Source organism: Aquimarina litoralis, assembly GCF_019295435.1.
GTDB classification, from domain to species: Bacteria; Bacteroidota; Bacteroidia; order Flavobacteriales; family Flavobacteriaceae; genus Aquimarina; species Aquimarina litoralis_A.
In genome coordinates this window covers 23,527-48,780 of sequence record NZ_WEKL01000114.1, presented here as the reverse complement: position 1 = coordinate 48,780, position 25,254 = coordinate 23,527, and the positions used below count along the sequence as shown (strand labels likewise).

At 32.3% G+C, this 25,254-nt stretch carries 13 protein-coding genes; 10 read left to right on the top strand and 3 right to left on the bottom strand.

Annotated features, from left to right (window positions below; genetic code table 11):
- The first annotated feature begins 25 nt into the window (after positions 1 to 25).
- The 10 genes from GBO31_RS26790 (at position 26) to GBO31_RS26745 (ending at position 20,485) form a co-directional block, all read left to right on the top strand.
- Positions 26 to 2,443 carry an FtsX-like permease family protein gene (locus tag GBO31_RS26790; RefSeq protein WP_219011715.1) on the top strand — a complete coding sequence of 806 codons (2,418 nt, stop codon included), beginning with the start codon at positions 26 to 28 and terminating at the stop codon, positions 2,441 to 2,443.
- A gap of 42 nt (positions 2,444 to 2,485) precedes the next feature.
- Positions 2,486 to 4,915 (top strand): ABC transporter permease, encoded by a 2,430-nt coding sequence (locus tag GBO31_RS26785; RefSeq protein WP_219011714.1) that lies wholly within the window; start codon positions 2,486 to 2,488, stop codon positions 4,913 to 4,915.
- A gap of 27 nt (positions 4,916 to 4,942) precedes the next feature.
- Positions 4,943 to 7,327, top strand: coding sequence for an ABC transporter permease (locus GBO31_RS26780; protein ID WP_219011713.1), 2,385 nt, complete (start codon positions 4,943 to 4,945; stop codon positions 7,325 to 7,327).
- Positions 7,328 to 7,364: 37 nt separating this feature from the next.
- Positions 7,365 to 9,719 carry an ABC transporter permease gene (locus GBO31_RS26775; RefSeq protein ID WP_219011712.1) on the top strand — a complete coding sequence of 785 codons (2,355 nt, stop codon included), beginning with the start codon at positions 7,365 to 7,367 and terminating at the stop codon, positions 9,717 to 9,719.
- Between the two features lie 67 nt (positions 9,720 to 9,786).
- On the top strand, positions 9,787 to 12,096 hold the full coding sequence (locus tag GBO31_RS26770; RefSeq protein WP_219011711.1) for an ABC transporter permease: 2,310 nt from the start codon (positions 9,787 to 9,789) through the stop codon (positions 12,094 to 12,096).
- A gap of 13 nt (positions 12,097 to 12,109) precedes the next feature.
- Positions 12,110 to 14,488 carry an ABC transporter permease gene (locus GBO31_RS26765; RefSeq protein ID WP_219011710.1) on the top strand — a complete coding sequence of 793 codons (2,379 nt, stop codon included), beginning with the start codon at positions 12,110 to 12,112 and terminating at the stop codon, positions 14,486 to 14,488.
- A 414-nt stretch (positions 14,489 to 14,902) separates the two neighbouring features.
- Positions 14,903 to 17,335 (top strand): ABC transporter permease, encoded by a 2,433-nt coding sequence (locus GBO31_RS27360; protein ID WP_219011709.1) that lies wholly within the window; start codon positions 14,903 to 14,905, stop codon positions 17,333 to 17,335.
- A gap of 51 nt (positions 17,336 to 17,386) precedes the next feature.
- Positions 17,387 to 18,130 carry a GIN domain-containing protein gene (locus GBO31_RS26755; protein WP_219011708.1) on the top strand — a complete coding sequence of 248 codons (744 nt, stop codon included), beginning with the start codon at positions 17,387 to 17,389 and terminating at the stop codon, positions 18,128 to 18,130.
- 253 nt (positions 18,131 to 18,383) lie between these two features.
- Positions 18,384 to 19,052 carry an ABC transporter ATP-binding protein gene (locus GBO31_RS26750; protein WP_219011707.1) on the top strand — a complete coding sequence of 223 codons (669 nt, stop codon included), beginning with the start codon at positions 18,384 to 18,386 and terminating at the stop codon, positions 19,050 to 19,052.
- A gap of 11 nt (positions 19,053 to 19,063) precedes the next feature.
- On the top strand, positions 19,064 to 20,485 hold the full coding sequence (locus GBO31_RS26745; RefSeq protein WP_219011706.1) for a TolC family protein: 1,422 nt from the start codon (positions 19,064 to 19,066) through the stop codon (positions 20,483 to 20,485).
- A gap of 11 nt (positions 20,486 to 20,496) precedes the next feature.
- On the opposite strand, the gene GBO31_RS26740 is transcribed toward GBO31_RS26745, so the two are convergent.
- Genes GBO31_RS26740 through GBO31_RS26730 form a run of 3 tightly spaced genes read right to left on the bottom strand, consistent with a single transcriptional unit; the run spans position 20,497 to position 25,124 of the window.
- Positions 20,497 to 23,988: an ABC transporter permease/M1 family aminopeptidase gene (locus GBO31_RS26740; protein ID WP_219011705.1), complete on the bottom strand. Its 3,492-nt coding sequence runs from the start codon at positions 23,986 to 23,988 to the stop codon at positions 20,497 to 20,499.
- 12 nt (positions 23,989 to 24,000) lie between these two features.
- Positions 24,001 to 24,879 (bottom strand): ABC transporter ATP-binding protein, encoded by an 879-nt coding sequence (locus tag GBO31_RS26735; RefSeq protein WP_219011704.1) that lies wholly within the window; start codon positions 24,877 to 24,879, stop codon positions 24,001 to 24,003.
- Entirely contained in the window at positions 24,876 to 25,124 is a 249-nt protein-coding gene (locus tag GBO31_RS26730; protein ID WP_219011703.1) for a hypothetical protein, read from the bottom strand. Before GBO31_RS26730 ends, GBO31_RS26735 begins: the two co-directional genes overlap by 4 nt.
- Positions 25,125 to 25,254: the final 130 nt, after the last annotated feature.

Sequence of the window (25,254 nt, the reverse complement as noted above, 5' to 3'; positions counted from 1 at the left end):
AACAACAAACGGTAAACTAACAATCATGATCAGAAATTATTTTAAAATAGCCTTTCGCAATCTTTGGAAGAATAGAATTTTTACTTCTTTCAATATTGTAGGACTCACGCTGGCATTTGGTGTAGCTTTATTGTTAACCATATATGCTGTTTTCGAATTATCATTCGATCGTTTTCACAAAAACGGGGATCAATTGTATATGGTATACACAGAAGAAAGTACACCTAATGGCATAGAAGCTAATATTTCTAAATCAGAACCTTTTGCTGCTACCTTACAAAAAGAGTTGACAGGAGTAGAAAAAATAACACGTCGTATCGGTGCAAACCTACTATTAAGTTATGAAGATAAAGAGTTGGGTATGAGTGGAAACTTTGTCGATCCTGATTTCTTTGACATTTTTAATTTCACTATCATTAAAGGTGATACACAAAATCCAATTACTTCAGAATCTTCTATTGCCATTACAGAAATGACAGCCAAACGAATATTTGGCGATAAAAATCCTATCGGACAAACAGTTAAAATTCTTAGAGATGGAGAACAAGTTCCATTTATAGTCAATGCCATTGTCGAGGATTTTCCAAATACCAGTTCAATAGGTTTTGATATCATATTAAACTTCAAAAGTCAAGGAAAGCATGCTTATACTAGAACTATTGGACGATGGGATATCGAAAATCATGAGGTATATATGAAATTAGCGAAAAGTATTACTCCAGAGCAATTCGAAAACAGCACTAAAGATTTTACCAAATTACATTATAAAGATGCTATTGAAAATGCTAAAAGAGATGGGATACAATCCAATGCTAATGGTGATTACATGCAAATAAAATTATTACCGTTTGTAGATAAGAAATTTACAAGTTTTGATCAAGGCCCTGCAAAAGTAAATAAAAAGATGCCATATATAGTACTTGGAATTGCAATTCTAATTCTATTCATAGCATGCGTTAACTTTGTTAATATGAGTGTCGCCAAAAGTGATCAAAGATTACGTGAAATTGGCATGCGTAAAACTCTTGGAGCTAATAAAAAGCAACTGTTTTTCCAGTTTTGGGGAGAAAGTGTTTTAGTTTTTTTAATCTCTATTATTCTAGGAGGTTTGACAACTTCCTTTTTATTACCGCATTTTAAAATCCTATTTAAAACTCAAGCTACCTTTTCAACCTTATTGAATCCTTTATCCATACTGTTCCTTTTGGTAGTTATCATCGGAATTACACTAATTGCTGGAGGATATCCAGCTATACTTATGAGTCGTTTAAACACGATACAAAGTTTAAAAGGTAAATTAAATCTAAACGGAAAAAACTATCTAAGAAATGGTCTAATCGTAGCGCAATTTGGGATTGCTACATTATTAATTTGTGGTACACTCGTAGTTTGGCAACAGGTGGAATTTATGCGTACTAAGGATTTAGGGTACAATAAAGAACAAGTACTTGCATTTCCTCTCAATGGAAAACGAAATGACCAGCAAGCATTGCAATTATTAAGAGATAAATTACAGAACGAAACAAATATTTTAAGTGTATCAGCATCCAATAATATTTTAGGGTTAGGTAAAGATGGCTCTCGATCGACTAGTGTTTTAGGATTTGATCATAAAGGTACTGGTGTTGAAACCCATATGCTGGTTGTTGATGCTGACTATATTGAAACATTAGATTTAGAACTTGTATCTGGTAGATCTTTTAGAAAAAACCTTGCTAGTGATAGTTTATCAGTAATCATCAATGAATCTATGGCGCGACAATTAAATGAGGAAGAAATACTGAATGCCCAGTTAGACATTGATGATAAATTCTTTTCAATTGTGGGTGTGATCAAAGATTTTAATTTTCAGGATCTCGATAGAAACATTGCTCCAATGTCACTTTTTGCGTTACCAAATTGGAATTTGAGAAATGTTTATGTAAAAGTTGCACCAAAAAATCTGGAAGCATCTTTCGATACCGTAAAAGCAGCTTGGGCAGAAATAGAGCCGAATGCAGAATTTCAAGCCTCATTTTTAAATGAAAATGTTGATAGAACACTAAAGAGAGAACGTGATATGATATCGATGATTAGTAGTGGTTCTTTATTAGCTATTATCTTAAGTTGTATCGGTCTATTCGCCATGTCACTACTAATTGTTGCAAAACGAAAAAAAGAAATAGGCATTCGTAAAATTGTTGGAGCAAACATTACTTCTATTACCATACTACTTACTAAAGATTTTTTAAAGTTAGTTTCCATTGCATTTTTAATTGCAACACCCATTGCATGGTGGATGATGAGCAAATGGTTACAAAACTATATATATCGTATTGACTTAAATATAGTGTTATTTATAGGAGCTGGATGTATTGTTTTATTGATAGCATTACTAACCATATCATTCCAAACCGTACGAACAGCTACTACGAATCCAGTAAATTCTTTACGAACCGAATAGTATTAATCATTCTGCTCAAAGCAGATAAAAAAGCAGACAATTATGATTAGGAATTATTTTAAAATAGCTTGGAGAAATCTTCTTCGGAATAAAGTCTTTAGCACTATCAATATTTTAGGATTGAGTATTGGGGTGGCTGCTTGTCTATTGATCACATTATTCATTATAGACGAGACCAGTTATGATGATCAAATTCCTAATAAAAATAATATATTCAAGCTAACGCATTTTGTTGAATTTGATGAGATCAAAGGTTGGGGAGCACACCATCCAGCTTTAATGGCTAGTACCATAAACAACCAGTTTGAAGAAGTAACAAATGCTGGTAGAATAATGGATAATGAGTTGATGTATGGAGCAGGAAGTAACGAAATAAGCATCAATGAATTACCACAACAGTATCACGAAGAGCATTTTGCATATATCGATCAAGCTATTGTGTATATATTTGATCTGGAAATGATTCAAGGAGATGCTTCTTCAGCACTGCTCACTCCACAAACCATTATTATTTCTGAAAGTAAAGCAAAAAAGTTTTTCCAGAATAACAATGCTACTGGTCAAACGATATATTTAAATGGAGACAAAACGAATCCATACAGAATTACAGGAGTATATAAAGACTTTCCCAAAACTTCAAACTTTGACTACGATTATCTAATGACCTTAAAAGGTGTAGAATTTGGGGAAGGCGAACAAACACGATGGACTCAAAATAATTATTTCAATTATATTGAATTAAAACCCAATACCAATATTAAGGTTTTTGAAGATCGACTTACTCAAGTAATACTTCAGAATTACATATTACCTGCTTTTAAACAAGATGGTTTTGATAAATTTGAACGTGTTTTACAAAATTCGCGTTTAGATCTACAACCACTTGCTGATATACACCTGTATTCTAAAGATGTAATGGATGGTAAAACGTATGGAGATATTCGGTTTGTTTGGATATTTGGTGCTATTGCATTCTTTATTTTACTTATAGCATGTATCAATTTTATTAATCTATCTACTGCAAAATCTGCAAATCGAGCAAAAGAAGTTGGTCTTCGAAAAGTAATTGGATCAGGTAGAAAAAAACTAATTCTACAATTCTTGGTTGAATCTACGGTGATAACCATATTATCCTTTGGAATAGGAATCGTTTTGGCAATTATTACTTTACCGCTATTTAATGATATTTCAGGTAAAGCACTCACATTACCTTGGAACAGTTGGCTATTTATACCTGTTATCGTACTAATGGCAATAGTCGTTGGTCTAATCGCTGGTATGTATCCTGCTTTTTATCTATCCAAATTTGCTCCAATTAATGTACTCAAAGGCAAACTGAGTAAAGGTGCTAAATCTTCCGGAATACGAAGCAGTTTAGTTGTATTTCAATTCACAATTTCCATTATACTTATTGTTAGTACACTAATCATTAATAATCAAATGGATTTTATCCTTAATGAAGAAATAGGGTATGAAAAAGATCAAGTACTTCAAATTCATGGAGTACAAATGCTAGAAGATCAACTTAATACATTTACGAATGAGCTCCAACAAATTCAGGGAGTACAATATGTGAGTAATAGCGACTATCTACCTATTAAAGGCACTAAACGCAATAGTAATACAATGTACAATAAGGAGATTCCTAATGCGGATGGTGTTCCTACACAAGCTTGGATTGTTGACGATGCATATTTGAACACTTTTGGAATCGAATTAGCATTAGGTAGAAATTTCGAAAAGAACCGTTCTTCAGATACCGAATCGGTTATCATAAATCAAACGCTTGCTGAAAACTTCGGAATGCAAGAACCAATTGGAAAAAAGATACTTCGTGGTAATACTACGTATACTGTTATAGGAGTTGTAGAGGATTTTAACTTCGAAAATTTAGAACAGGAAGTAGGTTCATTGGCCATGTTTTATGGTAATGAAACCACTATTAGTTCTATAAAAATATCATCCGACAATATTCCACAAGTATTGGCATCTATAGAAAACAAGTGGAAAACTTTCGTTCCAAACCTAGATTTTAGATACACCTTTATGGATGAATCTTACGCCAATATGTATACTAATGTAGAACGTATGCGAAAACTAATTATCAGTTTTGCTGTCTTATCAATTCTAGTTGCTTGTTTAGGTCTTTTTGCATTATCATCATTTTTGGTAGAACAACGTAAAAAAGAATTAAGCATACGCAAAGTATTAGGTGCCTCTTTAAATAACTTGTTTAAACTACTTACTACCCATTTTTTAATACTTATAGTAATTGCAATAGTCATTGCTATACCAATTTCTTATTTCATCATGGATAATTGGTTACAGGATTATGCATATCGCATTTCTATATCGTGGGAAGTATTTGCGCTAAGTGGTTTTATAGGTATCATTATCACATTAGCTACAATAAGTTATCATACCATCAAAGCCGGACTCATCAATCCAATTGATAGCTTAAAATCAGAATAACATCAAAAAAACTCAAAACGAACGATTATGATCAGGAATTATCTAAAAATAGCTTGGAGAAATATACAGAAACGAAAAGTGTTTTCCTTTATCAACATCTTAGGATTAGCACTTGGATTTGGATGTTCAATTTTAATATTTCTATATGTAAACTATCATTTGCAATTCGATAACTTTCATAATAACTCTGATAGGATTTATAGAGTCGTCACTGAAGAGCATCAAGATGCAATTGGATATGAAGCGAGTGTCCCTCCTGGTTTTGCAGGAGTGTTCAAATCTGATTTTAATTATTCGGAAAAAGTAGCGAACATATTTACTAGACAAGAATGGCAAGTTGATGGAACGGATTCTAACAGCAATCGTTTACTAGAAGACATAGTTTTTGCAGAGCCCGAATTTTTTGAAATATTCAATTTCCCTGTACAGGAATCGCTAGGTAATCATAATTTCGCGGAGCCTAATGTAGCGTATATTACTAAGAGTTTTGCCAAGAAAATGTATGGCGATATTGCATCTTCTTTAGGAAAAACATTTACACTTCAGAATACAGAGACCATACAAGTTGTAGGAATATTAGATGATATCCCTACTAATTCTTCTATACAAGGAAATATATTTATATCCTATGAGAGCCTTAAAAATTATAGTCAGTTCGCTTATAGCAGAAGTTGGGGAGGTATCACAAATAGTTTACAATGTTATACACTTTTAAGACCTCATCAAGATATTACCCATATTGAAAAGACACTAGTACCTTTGGTTTCTAAATATCGTCCTAAAAGTAAAAACGTACATCGATACAAATTACAGCAGCTATCTGAAGTTCATTTAGAACAAAAATACGGCGGTATTAATGTGGGNTTCTTATTGATATTTTCTTTAATAGGGATATTTCTTATTGTAGTCGCTTGTATCAATTTCATTNATATTTCAACTGCTCAAGCATTTTCGAGATCCAAGGAAATTGGGGTTAGAAAAGTGCTAGGCGTAAGCAAAACAAAGTTGTTCTGGCAATTTATATTAGAAACCTTTTTGATAAGTATTTTTTCATTACTACTAGGAATTGGGATCGCTATTGCTGTACTACCGCAATTCAATGAGTTATTCGAGCTACAGCTAAGTATTCAATCTTTGCTTTCCTTTAAAGTGATAAGTTTTGTAATCACACTATTACTTCTAGTATCTCTTTTTGCTGGTAGTTATCCAGGAATTTTAATGGCCAGAATTTTACCAACGTTAGCATTAAAAGGGAAACTTACTCAGAATGATACTGGTGGTAAATTAACTCGAAAAGTATTGGTAACAACTCAATTTGCAATTTCCATTATGCTCATTGTAGCTACCATTGTAATCGGTAAACAAATCAATTTTGCAATTACTTCAGATCTAGGTTTTGATAAAGATGCTATTGTAATGTTAGAAATTCCGGAAGAAATCGAACTATTAAAATTACAAGGATTAAAAAACAGATTGAATAGCATTCCAGGAGTCTCAAATACTACCGCTTGTCTATCAAGTCCTGGAGCAGCGGATAATGAATGGGGAACTAGTTTTCGATATCATACCAGACCACAATATGAAGAATTTTCAATTGCAGCAAAGCTCGCAGATAAAGATTATCTGAATACATTCGGTTTAGAACTGATTGCTGGTCGTAATTTTTTCACTGCTGATTCTATTATAGAAGTTGTAGTAAATCAGAGGTTAGCTGAGAAATTAGGACTCTCTTCCTATGAAGAGCTGATCGGAAAACAATTAGAAGCTAATCGTGGTACAGTTAAAGCAACGATTGTTGGTGTTATTGCCAATTTTCACGATCAAAATTTCTTAAGCGGTATTGGTCCTGTTTTTATAGCACCCGAAAAAAGTGGCTATGCCGAACTAGCGGTTAAAATAGATGGTACTGATATGAGTGCTGCTCTAAAAGCTATCGAAAGTCGCTGGAAAGAGGTATTTCCAAAATTTGTATATCAATATAAGTTTTTAGATGAGCGTGTCGCTCAAGAATACATCGAAGAACAGCGTTTCTTATCAATGACCAAAATATTTTCTGGTCTAGCTATTTTTATTAGTTGTTTAGGGCTTTATGGACTTATTTCTTTCTTTATCGCATTAAAAACAAGAGAAATAGGCATAAGAAAAGTATTAGGTGGAAAGGTAAAAGATATACTGGCGATAGTCATGCAGGATTTCTTCAAACTGATCTTACTAGCAGGTGCTATAGCATCACCGATAGCTTGGTATTTTATGAATGGCTGGTTACAAAACTATACCTATCATACTGAAATAAGTTGGTGGATTTTTATAGCTGCCATTGGACTATTATTAGTAATCACATTATTAACCATTAGTTATAAAGCTATTAAAGCAGCAACTGCTAATCCTATCAAAAGTCTTAAAACTGAATAAATCAATCATCTCATAAACCTATCAAAAACGAACAATTATGATTACGAACTATATAAAAATCGCTTTCCGAAGTTTATTAAAAAACAAGGGATATAGTTTTTTAAACATCTTTGGATTAGCTATCGGTATTACTTGTGCTAGCTTAATTTTTCTTTGGGTAGAAGATGAAATCAGTTTTAATGAAGATTTTGCCAAACAAGAGTATATTTATTACGTTCCTACCAATCAGAACTACGAAGGAGAATGGAGAACCTTCTACTCTACTCCAGGTCCGTTAGCACAAGCTATGAAGGACGAAATTCCAGGAGTTATAAAAGCTACACGATCTAGTTCTGAAGAACGACTTTTTACCGTAGGTGATCGTGCTATCAATAGAATTGGTAGATATGCAGATCCTGATTTTTTGGATATTTTTAGTTTAAAATTTATTGAAGGCTCCAGAAAGGATGCCTTTCAAAATCCAGAAGCTATTGTAATTACTCAAGAAACAGCTGAATTACTTTTTGGGAGAAACGAAAAGGCACTTGGAAAAACGATAAAACTGAACAATAAAGATAACTACCTCATTACAGGAGTTATTGAAAACCTACCTAAAAATGTTTCTTTCCCATTTGATTGGGTAGCACCATTTAAACGATATAGTGAAGGTCTTGTATGGATGACAGAATATGGAAGTAACTTCTCTGATACTTTTGTTGAATTATCTCCCGAAGCTAATTTCTCAGAGGTAGATAAAAAAGTCAGAGCACTTGTTCCTGCTAAAGATCCTAATAGCGATACCTATGCATTTTTACATTCTATAAAAGATTGGCATTTAAGATCAAAATTTGAAGATGGCGAAAAAGTAGGTGGAAAAATCAAATATGTACGTTTATTTTCATTAATCGCACTGATCATTTTGTTGATTGCCTGTATTAATTTCATGAACTTATCAACTGCAAGAAGTGAAAAGAGAGCCAATGAAGTTGGTGTTAGAAAAGCGATCGGATCTAGTCGCTCACGTTTAATGACACAGTTTGTTTCAGAGTCTATGATGATGGCATTTTTTGCAACAGCCCTCAGTGTCCTATTCTTATTGATACTATTACCTCAGTTCAATCTTTTAATTGACAAAAACCTCATTCTTGGAGTATCTAATCCTATGCATATTGCAGCGCTACTAATAATTACTGTTCTATGTGGATTATTTGCTGGATTATACCCAGCATTTTATCTCTCCTCTTTTAAACCTGTAGAAGTACTAAAAGGAATAAAGGTAACAAGTGGTTCTGCTTCTTTTATACGAAAAGGGCTGGTTGTGGGACAGTTCACTATTTCCATTGTATTTATTATTTGTACCATCATCGTATATCAACAAATTCAACATGCTAAAAACAGAGAACTTGGATATGATAAGGAACAACTAATTTCTATGCGTGTTAATGATGAAATAAGAAATAAATTTTCGATAATTCAACAAGACTTGATTCAAACTGGATATGTTCATAATACAGCACTATGTAATTCACAAATTCTATCTGCTGGCAATAATGGATCCGGTTTTTCCTGGCAAGGAGGCACAGATACCGAAGATATATTACTTTCTTTTAGAAACATTACCGAAGGATTTTTTGATACCACAGGTATGGAAATTGTAGAAGGGCGTAATTTTAGCAAGAATGTTGATGCAGATAGTATCAATGTAATGGTTTCTCAATCATTAGCAAAACTAATGGGAACGAATAATGTTGTTGGCAAAAAAATCAAAAGAGGTCCAGAATCCTATGAAGTTATTGGAGTCGTTAAAGATTATTTGTATGGAGATATGTTTGATACTAGTGATCCAGTATTATTCATTAACAATGCACGCTATGCCAGATACATGTATATAAAAACTAAAGTTGGAACTCCTATTAACGAGGCTATATCAGGTATTGAATCGGTATTAAAAACACATAATCCGGCTTTTCCATTCGAATATACTTTTGTCGATGAAGCTTTTGAAGCAAAATTTAAAAGTGAGCAACTCATTGGTCAGCTATCTAAGATCTTTGCTTTATTAGCCATATTTATTTCCTGTTTAGGACTTTTCGGACTAGCAGCCTATACAGCAGAACAACGTAGTAAAGAAATCGGAGTACGCAAAGTGCTAGGTGCCAGTGTAACAGGTATTGTAAAGCTGTTATCCAAAGACTTTTTAAAGTTAGTTTGTTTTGCCATTTTATTGGCTATACCTCTAGCTTGGTTCTTTATGAATAATTGGCTTCAAGATTATGCATATCGCATAGAAATTAATTGGATGGTATTTGTAATTGCAGGAATAGCTGCGATCCTTATCGCGATAGCAACGGTAAGTTTTCAAGCTTTTAAAGCTGCAATAGCTAATCCTGTAAATAGTCTAAAAACTGAATAAAGAGATTATGTTTAGATACTTTATAAATACTACCCTTAGAAATTTCAAAAAATTTAAGAGAAACTTCTTGATCAACATTTTGGGGTTATCTGCAGCTTTTACCTCCATAATTTTGGTAGCGCTTTGGGTACAGGATGAATTTTCAACAGATCGTTTTCATAAAAATGAAAGTCGAATATATCAGGTATTACAAAACTTTGAAAACGGAAACGATATCTTCACCTTTGAGTGGACACCTGCACCACTTGCAAATGAAATAAAAAAGCAATTACCAGGCGTTTCTCATGCAACCAACGTATATTCATTTAACAATGAAGGGATTATAAGAAACAATGACAATTCTAGCCTACGGATCAAGGAAATTTTTGCTGGAGGTGATTTCTTTACTATTTTTTCATTTGACCTTATAAAAGGAAGCCCAAATGATGTGCTAAATAATCCCAATAGCATTGTTTTATCRGAAACTTTGGCTAAAAGTATTTTTAATACCGTTGAAAACAGTATAGGTAAAACTATAGTATATGAGCAAGAAAAAGTAAGTGGGACTTACAAAGTAGCTGGAGTATTTAAAGAAGTCCCTACAAATTCTACACTTCAATTTAATGCTGTATTATCATTTGATCATTTACTATCCAAACTACCCTCTATAAATTCCTGGAGTTCTAATGAGCCTTTCACCTTTGTTTCTTTGTCTGGAGCAACCAATATTGATAATTTCAATGATCAAATAACTAATATTGTTAAGAATAACGCTAAATCAGATAACCTCAGTGCTGTCTTTCTTAGAAAGTTTTCTGATAAATATCTTTACAATACTTATGAAAATGGAGTTCAGGCAGGTGGAAGAATTTCTTATGTAAAACTATTTGTTTTAATAGCTTTCTTCATTTTAATTATCGCTGCGATCAACTTTACTAATTTGTCAACATCTGAAGCAATTCATAGAGTCAAAGAAATTGGAGTTAAAAAAGTATTAGGAATCGAAAAAAAGGGGTTGATTATCCAATTTTTAGGAGAATCCATACTGACTTCATTGGTAGCATTGGTGATAGCTTTATCCTTTGTTATTATCCTTCTTCCCTACTTTAATGAAGTGGTAAATAAAAGCATTCTATTAAAATTTGATATCAGGTTATTATCATTTTGCCTTGTTACAGCATTTTTAACAGGTATCGTATCTGGTATATATCCTTCTTTATATCTATCTGGTTTTAAAGCAACCACCTTATTAAAAGGTAAAATTACTAGAAAAGGTAATGAAAGTAGAATACGACAAAGTTTAGTGGTTTTTCAATTTACTATATCTATATTTTTAATAATCGCTGTGGTAATTATTACCAATCAAATTGATATGATACAAAACAAAGAACTTGGGTATAATAAAGACCAGGTTTTGGTACTAAAAAAAGATGGTAAACTAAAAACAAGTACTCAATTATTTCTAGCCGAAGTCCGAAATATCCCAGGAGTCATCAATGCTACAAGTGGATCTCTTCATCATTTGACCAACAATACAACAAATACGAGGAATGTAATCTGGAATGGAAAAGAATCCTCAAACAATACTTCTTTTAAATATATACTAGCCGATTATAATTTCATTGAATCTTTAGAGATAGAATTGAAAAATGGAAGAGCATTTTCGAATACTTTCAGTGCGGAAAAGCAAAAAATAATTCTAAATGAAATTGCAGTTTCAGAAATGAAATTAAAAGATCCAATTGGAGCCTCTATAAAAATATGGGGATCAGATTACGAGGTTATTGGAGTGGTAAACAACTTCCATTTTCAATCTTTATATGATCAGATACATCCTTTATTTATAAAACTTTCGGACAAGGGTGATGAGATTTTAATAAGAATTAAATCTGGTTCTGAAAAAACAACATTGAGTCAATTAGAAAGCTTTTATAAAGATTTCAATTACGGTTTACCATTTGATTTTAGGTTTTTAGATACTGATTACCAAACCTTCTATGAAGCTGAAAATAGAGTGGCGACATTATTAAAGTTTTTTGGAGGAATTGCTATCATCATATCCTGTATGGGACTATTTGGTTTGGTTACTTTTAATATCAGTCAACGATATAAAGAGATTGGAATTAGAAAAGTTCTAGGAGCAAGTGTGTTAAATATATTGACATTAATTTCAAAAGATTTTATAAAGTTGATCTTTATATCAATTCTTCTTGCTATACCGATCGCCTGGTATGTATTAAACAATTGGCTTCAAAATTTTGCTTACAAAATAGAGATTAATTGGTTAGTTTTTATAATAGCAGGATTAACAGCAATAGTAATTGCATTAGCAACTATTAGTTTACAAGCTATTAAAACTGCCTTGACCAATCCTACGATATCCTTGAAATCTGAATAATAAAACGAACGTTATGATCAAGCACATCTTTTTAATCGCTATAAGAAACCTGAAAAAAAATAAGATCAGTTTCCTAATCAATACTGTAGGCTTATCTACAGGATTGGCATGTGTAATACTCATATTTCTTTGGATACAAGATGAACAAAACGTAGATACTTTCCATCAGAATCAGGAAAACCTGTATCAGGTAATGGGAAATTTCGAGGTGGAAAATAAGATCATAACCATGGACAATACTTCTTTCTTATTGGGAGAATCCTTGGTAAAGGAGTTTCCAGAAGTAACATCGTCTACCGTAATTAATGCTGATTTTATAACGCCAAAAGGTATATTTTCTGATCAGAATACAGAACAACTAGCTCAAGGAATTTTTGCGAGTCCAAATTTTTTCGAAAACTTCTCTTTTGATTTATTAATTGGTGAAACTAAAACTGTTTTGGATAGTAAAAAGAATGTAGTATTATCTGAAGAATTAGCGACTAAACTATTTAACAGCCCTGAAAATGCCATTGGAAAAACCTTGGATTGGGACTATAAATGGAGTGATGGTGAAAAAAAAGTAACAGTTCAAGTTTCGGGAGTATTCAAAGATATACCAGATAACTCAACACTTCAATTCGATGCAGTAGTTCATTCTGATTTACTCAAAGAAGCATCCCGTTGGGTTACAGATTGGAAAAGTGGATATGCTAAGGTATTCTTGCTTTTAAAAGAAGGAACAGATATTGATAATTTCAACAAAAAAATTGCCAAATATCTATCTACCAAAGTTGATAATCGTGAAATGTTTACACTGTTTACTCAAAAGTTTTCAGAACGTTATCTAAAAGGAACATACGAAAATGGAATCCAAACTGGTGGGCGTATTGTCTATATTCGACTATTTGCCATTATAGCATTTTTGATTTTACTGATTGCTTGTATCAATTTTATGAATTTATCTACTGCGCAAGCAAGTAAACGTCTAAAGGAAATTGGTATCAAAAAAGTATTAGGTGGTCGGCAGAAAGCATTGATATTTCAGTTTATTGGAGAATCTTTTGTACTTACCTTTATTTCTCTAATCGTGGCAATAGGACTTGTGATATTGTTATTGCCTTTCTTTAATCAAATTACAGCCAAACAAATTCAATTGATTATAAATCCTACACTAGTCATTTCTCTTATTGGACTATTATTAATTACAGGATTACTAGCGGGTAGTTATCCCGCATTTTATTTAGCAAAATTTCAGCCCGTTTTCGTCTTAAAAGGAAAGTTATTAAAATCTTTTGGAGACATTTGGATTCGTAAAGGGTTGGTTATTGTGCAATTTACTTTAGCCATTATATTTATTATTGGTGTATCTATTGTAAATAATCAAATGCATTTTGTAATGCAAAAAAACCTTGGATATGAACGTAATCATATCATTACTTTTCCATATAACGGAGACACCAATAAGTTAGAAACTTTTATCAATGAAATACAACATATTCCAGGTGTTGTCTCTGCTTCTTTTATGAATGGAAGCATCTTGGACGCAACAGATGGCCAAGGTGGATTTGATTGGGGTGGCGATCCTTCTGATAAAAATATTATGTTTCATTCTCCAAGAGTTGGATACGAATTTACTGAGGTAATGGGTATTGAGCTTCTGGAAGGAAGACGATTCTCTAAAGAGTTCAATGATGACTATAACAAAATTATTCTAAATGCCTCGGCAGCCAAACTGATGGGATTACAAAACCCTGTTGGTACTATCATAGATAAGAGTAATCAAAAAATGGAAATTATTGGAGTTGTAGCCGATTTTCAATATGGTTCTCTACATAAAAAATTAGAACCACTAATTTTAAGATTTCGAAAATTTGGTTCTGATATCGTGCTAAAACTAAATGGAACTCCTTCTGAAGCCACTATAGATCAAATTGCTTCATTACATAGCGATTTTCAACCAGGATATCCGTTTGAATTTTCTTTCTTAGATACTGAATACCAGCAATTGTATGAGGCTGAAAACAAAGTTGCTTCCTTATCAAAAATATTCACGCTGTTTGTAATTCTAATTTCTTGTCTAGGATTATTGGGACTTACCATTTTTAACGCAGAACAAAGACGAAAAGAAATTGGTGTACGAAAAATCTTGGGTGCCAGTGTAATGGGAATTGTAAAACTACTATCTAAAGATTTTTTAAAACTCGTTTTAATTGCTATAGTTGTCGCAATTCCTATTGGCTGGTTATTAATGAATCGCTGGTTACAAGATTTCGCATACCGAATACACATAGATTGGTGGATATTTGTAATTGCTGGATTGGTGGCTATTCTTATTGCTTTTGTTACCATAAGTATTCAAGCAATTAAAACTGCTTTGGCAAACCCTACAACCGCATTACGATCAGAATAATAAAAGCCTTAAATTAAGCGCTGGTTTCCTTTCCATTATGAAAATGAATACTTTAACAATAAACGAGCTAATACATCTCCCTAAACCCCTCTTCGAAAGAGGGACTTTTGACTCCTCTCTTTTGAAACGAAATCATGGCAGTGATGGCTGAGTTCAAGCATCGGAAAGGATTAGGATGTTTTTTCAAAACAAAAATGCAAATCTTTTAAAATAAGTGTTTTGTAGTTCCTATTAAGTCGAACTCACATTAACTAGTATTTTTAAAGTGTTCGATTTTGAACAAAAAGTGTATCAAAATCGAACACTTTTGATTTTAAAAATAACAATAACTACCACATTTACAGGTTTTTATGTTTTTGGCATCATCTTCACTATATAGATATCAAATTCAACAATCAACATAAAACCAACATCGTGATTAGAAATTATCTTAAAATAGCTTGGAGAAATCTTATTAAAAACAAAGGGATTACTTTTATCAATACGATAGGCCTTTCATTAGGGATAGGCTGTTTTATTCTTATCGCACTATTTGTAACTGATGAGGTAAGTTATGATCAGTTTCATGAAAAATCAGATCAAATATATCGCATCCACTCTGACATTCTTTTTGGTGGTACTCAAATGCACATGGCAGTAACTTCTGATCCAATGGGTGCTACTCTAAAAAAAGATTATCCTGAAGTTGAAGAGTATACAAGAATATATGCTTCAGAAGGATCTAAATTAATTAGAAAAGGAACAGAAATTATAAACGAGTATGCTATTGCCTATGTAGACTCAACATTTTTCAATGTTTTTACCTTTCCTGCATTAAAAGGAAATCCTAAAATCGCACTCCAGGAACCTAATACTGTGGTACTTTCTGAAACAGCAGCAATCAAATATTTTGGTAGTGTAGATAATGCGATGGGAGAGGCTTTGGAAATTAACAGTAATGGCAATACGCTTCATAAAGTGACTGCTATTATCAAAGACATGCCGAAAAATTCACACTTTCAGCTTGATGTTTTAATGCCTATGGCTAATGTAAATTATGATTTCGGAAATTACCTAAGTCATAACTTTCATACCTATGTAGTATTAAAAGAAGGTACGGATCATACAAAGTTTGCCTCCAATTTTCAGGAAATTTTAGGAAAATATTTGTTACCACAGATGTCGCAATACATGGAAATTAAAAGTTTAGAAGATATTGAAGCTGCCGGTAACAAATTAGAATATTCTTTAATTCCACTTACCGATATTCATTTGCATTCATCACAAAGTATAGAACTTGGTGCTAATGGTTCTATTAAATATGTATACATTTTTTCAGCGGTAGCTTTATTTATTTTGCTTATTGCTTGTACTAACTTTATGAACCTTACCACAGCAAGATCTTCTGTTAGAGCTAAAGAAGTTGGTATTCGTAAAGTATTAGGAACAGAAAAAAAATCACTCATTTTTCAGTTTTTAAGTGAGTCTACATTGATTGTAACAATAGCGCATGCTATCGCTATTTTATTTGTGTTCCTTTCTTTAGACTGGTTTAATAACATTGCAGGAAAAGAAATTTCTATAAAAGCTTTACTACAACCACATTTTTTAATTTTTCTAATTGTATTACCATTTGTTGTAGGGCCTATAGCAGGGATTTATCCAGCATTTTTTCTTTCTAAATTCCAACCAATAAGTGTATTAAAAGGAAATTTAGCCAAAGGGATGAACAAAAATACTTTAAGAAACTTCTTAGTTATTTTTCAATTTACTACCTCTATCATACTGATTATTGGAACCATTGTAGTGTATCAACAGCTTAAACATATTCAGACTACCGATGTTGGATTCAATAAGGATCAGGTACTAATCGTAGAGAATTCTAATTTATCAGAAGAAACCCGTAAATCGTTAAAATCAGAAATAGAACAATTTCCTGAGGTAAAGTCAGCATGTTTTGCAGGATTTATTCCAGTATCAGCATCTGCACGATCAGATACCACTTTTAGTACAGAAAGTGTAGCTACTTCTGAAAATGGTTTTAATATGCAATACTGGCGAACAGATTATGACTATATAGAAACCATGGGAATGGAAATTGTAGCGGGTAGAAATTTTTCTCGTTCTTTTGGAACAGACTCTACCGCAATTATCCTCAATGAAAAAGCAGTTGCCTTAACTGGATTCAAAGATCCAATTGGTAAGAAACTATATAAATCAACGGATAGTAACCAAAATATAGTTTACACCATCATTGGTGTAGTTAAAAACTTTAATTTCGAGTCTTTACGTCATGATGTAGGTCCTTTGAGCCTTAGGTTAGGGAATAATAGTTGGAGAACTGCATATCGATTTAACACAGCCGATGTAGAAGGATTTATTGGTAAAATTCAAGGGAAATATGAAGCAACTTCTACCGAAATGCCTTTTGCATATAGTTTTCTGGATGATTCTTATCTTGATATGTATCAACAAGAACAAAGAATCGGTACCATTGCTTTAATTTTTACAATACTTGCTGTTATTATCGCTGCATTAGGACTGTTTGGATTGGCAACCTATATTGCTGAACAACGTACTAAAGAAATTGGAATACGTAAAGTGTTGGGAGCTTCTACGGCAATTATTGTAAAAATACTTTCGAAAGATTTTATAAAATTAATTGTATTTGCTTTTTGCATAGCTACTCCTATTTCCTGGTGGTTTATGAGTAGTTGGCTTAGAGACTTTGCTTTTAGAATTCAACTAAACTGGTGGGTTTTTGCAATCACAGGTATAATTACATTACTGATCGCTATTATCACTTTAAGTTTTCAAACCATTAAAGCCGCTATAGCAAATCCAATTAAAAGTTTAAAAACAGAATAAAAATTTTATCATCAATTCAATCATAAAAACGAACATAAAAACTCATTCATCATGGAACATTTAAAATATTTTTTAGCACTTATTGCCTTATCCATAGCACAGTTATTAGCTGGACAAACAAAGAAAGACGTTGCTACTTTTGATAAAGTAATTATTAGCCCACATATAGAAGCACGTTTTGTAGAAAGCACAGAAGAATCTGTAGTAATAGAAGAAAGTACAGAACCAGAAGATAAAGTAAATATCGAAGTAAACGGAAATACACTACGGGTATATCTCGATGATGCTAAAGAAACTACCAAGCATAAAACCATTGTAAAAAATGGTGTTAAAAGAAAAGTACCTATCTATAAAGGGAAAGTACTTACGATTACGGTACATTATAAACAACTTGAGACGCTATCTGTTCGTGGAGAGCAGGCAGCGATTTGTGAAAGTAAATTGGATACAGACACATTTAGACTAAGAATTTTTGGAGAATCAGATATCACTATAAACGAGGTAGATTTGAAATATTTGGATGTGGATATCTTTGGAGCAAGTACCTTAAAAATTAAAAAAGGATCCATTGAAAATCAAAAAATTACAGCCTTTGGAGAAAGCTTTTCTGATCTAGTTGGAGTTGACAATGAAAACACGAAACTCAAAGCTTTTGGTGAAGCTGAGTTTAAGATTAACTCCTCTAATAAAATTAAGCTTACTGCTTTTGGAGAAGCAAAACTATATTACAAAGGTGATGCAAGCATCCATAAAGGATTAAACTTTGGAGAAGTAGCAATTTCAGAAATTCAATAATAGAAAACAAAACAAGATGAATTCGATCAATGAAAATTATATTAATCTGAGACAAGAAAATTCAAGAGTCTTTACTACAATTCGTCCAAGACGAATCTCTCAGAAGAACACTAAATCTATAGCTCAATTGCCATAGAGAAAACATAACGAAAATTTACTTTTTAGTTCCTGTCAATGGTATTGAAACTCAAATTGATATAATTTTCACAAAATCGAATGATACAACATAAATAATCATCAGCAAAAAACAATTATGATTTTACAACTTAACAATGCTTCTAGAGTAATCAATTCAGGAGGAAAGAAAATAGCCTTATTAGATAACATTAGCTTAGAGGTAAAAGAAGGAGAATTTATATCCCTAATGGGACCATCTGGATCTGGAAAATCTACTTTACTTAATTGTATCGGAATGTTAGACAGCTTCACAGAAGGGAATTATAGATTTTTGGACGAAGAAGTTCATACCCTAAAAGAAAAACAACGATCCAAATTATACAAAGAGTATATCGGTTTTGTATTTCAGGCATATCATCTGATCGATGAACTCAATGTGTATGAAAATATCGAAACTCCCCTACTCTATAAAAGCGTAAAATCTTCAGAGCGAAAAGCATTAGTAGCCGATATGCTGGATAGATTTAATATTGTAGGTAAAAAAGATTTGTTTCCAGCGCAATTGAGTGGTGGCCAGCAACAATTAGTAGGTATTGCAAGAGCTTTAATTACGAAGCCTAAGCTTATATTAGCAGACGAACCCACTGGAAATCTAAACTCCAAACAAAGTACAGAAATTATGGAGTTATTTTCTGAATTAAACAAAGAAGGAGTAACCATCATACAAGCTACACACTCCGAAAAAAACTCTTCGTATGGTTCTAGAATTATTAATTTATTAGACGGACGTATCGTCACAGAATAATCTAACATCTCATGTCACTGAAATCAATTATTTATATCAGTGCTTTTCTTTTATCTTTTACAGGATTTACACAAAGAAAAGACACAGAAAGGTACTCTCTTGACCAATGTATAGCTATCGCTTTAGAAAACAATCTAGATCTAAAATCTACTACATTGCGTGCGAATACAGCATTAATCAATCATCGACAGGCAAAAGCCAACGTACTTCCAAGCCTAAATGGTAATTACAATATCGGAGTAAACAATGGTAGAAGTATTGATCCGTTTACCAATGATTTTATCAATCAGGAGCTTACATTCTCTAATGCAAGATTAAATCTGGATGCTACGATTTTTAATGGTTTTCGAGTTTTAAATACCATAAAACAACAACGCTATAATAGACAAGCATCTGAAATGGAAATTGAAGAAGCCAAGCAGACATTGATTCTGAATGTTACATTAGCCTACCTACAAGTACTTAATCAAACAGATGTGTTAACACTGGCAAAAGACCGATTAGTGACTACAAGTAAACAACTAAAACAACAAGAAGATTTGTATAATGAAGAGTTTGGAAACCCTGCTGATTTTGCCGATATCAAAGGTCAAAAGACTATTGATGAAACTAACATTCTAATTGCCGAGAGTAGTTTGAATAATGCAAAATTGAGTCTTGCACAATTGATGAATATAGACACTGATATCTCTGTAGATAAGGGATCGATTTTATTAGATTTTAAAGAATATACCTTTAGTTCTGATGATGTATTTAAAGATGCCATGCAAAACTTAGCCACTTTTAAAGCTCAAGAACTAAGAGTAAAAGCTGCGAAAAAAGGAATTCAGGTAGCAAGAGCCCAATACATTCCTGAGATTTCGTTCTTTGGTCAAATAAATACGAATTATTCTAGTGTAGCCGAAACCTTTACCGAAATAGGAACAGAAACTATAGAAACTGGCGATTTCGTAACTGTGAATAACGAGGAGCTTTCCGTTTTTACGGATCAAACACAGTTTAGAGGAGAAAGTATCGAATACTTAGATCAATTTGATAACAACCTGAATACCGTGGTAGGTATTGCCGTAGATATTCCTCTTTTTAATGGATTTAGAGCAAAAAACAATGTCGCTTTAGAAAAAATTAGAGCAGCAGAATCCCTCATCGAATTAGAACGAACATCACAACAAGTAAAAAATGCGATTGATCAGGTACATTTTGATATGCAAACTGCTTATAATCGTTATCAAAGTTTACAGAATCAGGTAACTGCTTTTGAAGAATCTTATCGTGTAAACGAAATACGATTTAATAATGGTGTTTCTAATTTTATCGCATATATCACTAGTAAAAACAATTTGGACAATGCTAGAACCAATCTTACCAATGCACAATATGAATACTTATTACGTGTAAAAGTATTAGAATTCTATCGTGGCAAAGCGTTGTGATAATTAGATAATTATAAATCATATCTATTATCACTAACCTCCTTTTCAATCAAAAGAAAGTTAGGATCAATCACCACTTCATAAGGTTTTTCTTTTACATTAAAAGTCACCTTACTTTTTGAGGTAGAGACCTTTATAGTCTCTATCTCTATTAATTTCCCTTGTTTATTATAAAAACCAATCTCTATGTAATCATTTAGGTCAAGTAAAGTTTCTTCTTCCTTATTTCTATATTTTGAAATTGTAAAATCAATTGTTGTTTGATAGGTATTATTTTTCGTTAGGTTCACTGTTACGTTTTCAATAGTATTATCATAAAATGTTACTGTTTCAAAAAGGTCATTCACCATATATTTCAGAGAATCTGGAGTGGCTTTTCTTAGTCTTTCTACTAATTCTATAGATGTTGGATAAGGTGCTTCTTTATTCTTATATACATCAAAGAAATCTTTTAAAACCATATGCATTTTTTCTCTCCCCAAATAATGACTTAAGGTATTCAACGCAACAGTTCCTTTTCCATATGCTAAATATTGTTGATCTCCTTCTGCCAAATAAAGCGGTGGTTCTTCATCTATTTCTTTAGTTCTTCCTTGTATATATCTATTATGTTGCATTTTTAAGAAATCACGTTTTTTCTCTGTACCATAATGCTCTTCAAAAATCTGCAAGGATATATATTCTGTAATACTTTCACTTAGCATAATAGCTCCCAAAGCATCTGCAGGCACCAATTGATTAGCCCACCATTGGTGTGTTAACTCATGAGCAATCGTGTAAAACGAGATATCTATCTTTTCATTCGCGTTATTAGCTATAAAGCGCATTTCTGAAGTGGGAATACTATTGGCCATTACAGAAGCATAGGTCCCTTCGGTTATTGGAAACTCAACAATTCTTGCCTCTTTAAATTGATATGCTCCAAAATATTTAGTATTATAATCCAATGACGCTTTTAATCCTTCCATCATTTTTGAAAGATTATACGTATGATTTTTATGATGATAAATTTCTAAATCTACATTTTCGTAGTTTTCTTTTACTATTTCAAAGATTCCAGAACTAAAACTCAATGAATTTTTAATATTGGTATCTGTTTCGTACTCAAAGTAATTCCTATCATCTTCTGTCCATTGGTTCTTTAAATATCCAGGTGCGATTGCCGTTTGATCTTTAGAAGTACTTATAACAGTTTTTAGATGAATAAAATCTGAATCCAAAGAATAGTAATGCTTGTTCATAGCTGTACTATCACTTGGATGTTTTTTATTAGCATTTAGAAAATAACCGATTCTTGGAAAGATATTATTTTTAAAAAATGTTCCATTACCTAAAATCCCTGCATGGTTCTTAAAAAGTGTATTCGGTTTATTTTTTAGAGTAAAACTTAAGCGTATACTATCATTTGGTTGTAATGGTTCTACTAGCTTTATTACAGAGAACTTGACATAAGTGTCTTCATCGATAATTTCTGAAGATTTATCTAAATTGAAAGAAGTGACTTCATCAAAACCTGTTTTCACTAAAATTGTATCGATTGCTTTTTCCGATTTATTTATTAAGATGTATTTCCCATTTACAACTAATTCATTCGTCTTTGGAAAAACAGCTATGTTTAAGTCAATATCAGTAACTTTAGGTTGATTAGTGACGGAAGCATATTTAGAAAAACTTTTTTCGAATTGTTCAAATGCCTTGTTTTGTTGTTTTGTAGATACTTCTACTTGGCTGTTTTCTTCCTTGTAAATTTTGAATCCCACAATTAAAAAACATAGTGAAACTAATATGCTAAAGATCTTCACATTTTTCTTAAACCTTGTTTTTAACATATAAAATCGTTCACTCATAGTTGACGAAACTCCCCGATTCCATAAGACATATGAAAAGATCGTTACTAGTATTGCAAAAAGAAACCAATATATCTTTACTAAAAAATAAGGAGTCAATTGATGACCATACCCATTCATATCAGAGTATTGCATGGGTTCAGAAAAGTTGAACAATATCAAAAAGCTATCAATTCCTATTTGTTCTAATCCTGATATACCAAACCATCCCATAAGAAGGACAAAAATCCCTACATAAGTGTTTCTAAAAAGCGTATGCACAAAAACCGAAACAAAAGCCCAAATGATGAGTCCACTAAACTTTACAACAAATAAATCAAAAAGGTATAATCCTAACTCAATATGATAATAAGCATTATACATCTGAATGATTATACCAGATAACATCATAGTCAAAAGAAGAACTGCTTGCATTTGTATAATAGCAATAATTTTGGACACTAGTAATGTCATATTACTTATTGGTGTAACATCTACCAATTGATGCATTTGAGATGCTCTATCTTTATGGACAAGCATACCACTATAAATAAAGGTCAATAGCATAATAATACTGGTAAAGAAAAATGCTGGTATCGTTAGCACTACATTCGTTACTGGTAATATTGTNATCTCACTATTATTGGTAACTCTTGCTATTGCAAAAAGAACTGCTAAAACCCCAAAAACAACTATTATATAGAACATCCAGCTCTTTGAAATACTTCTAAAATTAGCCTTGGCTAATAACCAACTGTTTTTTAATTCCTGTATCCTGGAAAATGTATAAGACACTTTAGGCAATCGAATAGTATCAATCTCACTAGTAATTTTTCTAATTGTTGTCTTTTTTGTTTTCTTATTAAATAATGTTCCTACTGCGTGCTCTATTAAAGCAAATTTTCGATACACATACCCAATAATAGTTACTGCAATCATCAACCAAACCAATCTGTTATATAAGGGCATTCCTACTATAGGTAATGTTTTGGTATTCTTATCTTCTAATGTCCAGTATTGTGTTTCATAAAGGACTGTGTTCTGCCCAAAAGGGTCTAAAAGTGCTATCCAAGTTCCATCAAATATGTTTTCTGTTATATTTTGTAAGAAGAATAGCATCAAAATAATGATAAATCCAGCATACAAATTTCTGAAGTAGGCTACAGTTGCAAAAACAATACTTCCATAAAAAAATAGATTAGGAATTGTATAAAGTAAGAATGTTTGTAGATACCCTTCCAAACGAAAATCTCCTCTTTTATTTGGATCTAAACCAGGCAAATGTTCGGTGATCATCATAACAAGCATTACAGCTGTTGCTATTGAGAAAACTAAAGTTAAGGCACTTAAAAACTTGCCAAGCACATAGTCTTTCTTTTGAATTGGGTAACTATACAAAATACTATGCGTATTGTTTTTGTAATCTTTATAGATCGTTGCACCTATAATTGCGGGTAATAAGAATAGCATTAATTTATTAAAATACTGCTGTAAATAATTTATCTCAAAAGGCGAATTAATTATTCTTATTGCATTACCTGTTGTTGGTGAATCAAACAAACCTCCAGTTCCTGCTATTGCTATAAATGCTAATCCTGAAAATACAATAGTGTAGAGATACAAAACCGGTTTTTTAAACCAATATTTTAATTCGTATGTATAAATATGCTTGATCATTACTTCTAAATTTTATTGGTTAGACTTTTGCAATGCTATGAAATACACATCTTCTAAATTAGGGTCTACAGCTTCGAACTTTTCCGAAGGTTTTTCCAAAGCATGTATTCGAATACGCAAAGAATTATCTTCATTATAGTTAGAAGACAAAACATTGTATTTATCCATCATTTCAGGTAGCCTTTCTTTGGCAATAGAAATAGACCATATTTGATTTTTAATAGCATTTGTAGCTTCAGAAGGATTTGTTTTCTGAAGAATTTTACCGTGATTCATAATGGCCATATCGGTGCATAATTCTTTTACATCTTCTACGATATGCGTTGAAAATATAACTGTGTTTTCTGCACCCACTTCTCTTAATACATTTAAAAACCTATTTCGTTCTGCTGGATCCAATCCTGCAGTCGGTTCATCCACAATAATCAATTCAGGATTATTGAGTAATAATTGAGCAATTCCGAAACGCTGCTTCATTCCGCCAGAATAACCACTAACATGTTTCTTCCGATCGTCATAAAGATTTGTAAGCTCCAAAACTTTCGCTACGATTAAATTCCGTTCTTTTTTTGAAGCAATTCCTTTTAATATGGCAAAATAATCTAGTAGTTTCTCTGCAGATACTTTTTGATAAACCCCAAAAGATTGTGGTAAATACCCTAATAACTTTCTAAGTTTCATAGGATGATCCAAAATGCTAAAATCTTTAAATCCAATAGCACCTTCATCAGGTTGTTGTAAGGTGGCAATGGTTCTCATTAATGATGATTTTCCTGCTCCGTTAGGTCCTAATAAACCAAACATCCCTTTACGGATTTCCAAATTAAGATGATCGATGGCGACTACACCATTGGAATACGTTTTTCTTAAATCTTGTATTCGTAAACTCATAATTTTATATATTTTTTACTACAGAATTCAGTTTGAAAATTCTCGATTTCGAGAATGTCATTAGAAAGTGCTACCTCAAAAAAAACGTCCTTTTTATATCGTTCGATATGATCTACTACTTCTTGTACTCTAGCAGTACAGATATAATATTTGGTATATAATTGTGCTATCGGATATAACTCTATCATTATATTGATAGTCATAACTATAAAGCAAAACAGCGTATTTATTATGGCTTTCTTCATTACTTATTACACGCTAATGAAGATCTTATGTTACTTGGATTTCTAAACATTCCATTGAACTGGGAAAAATCAGCTTCGAACTAGGGTATTTTCACTTCGAAAAACCAGCAATAATTGTTACAAACTATAC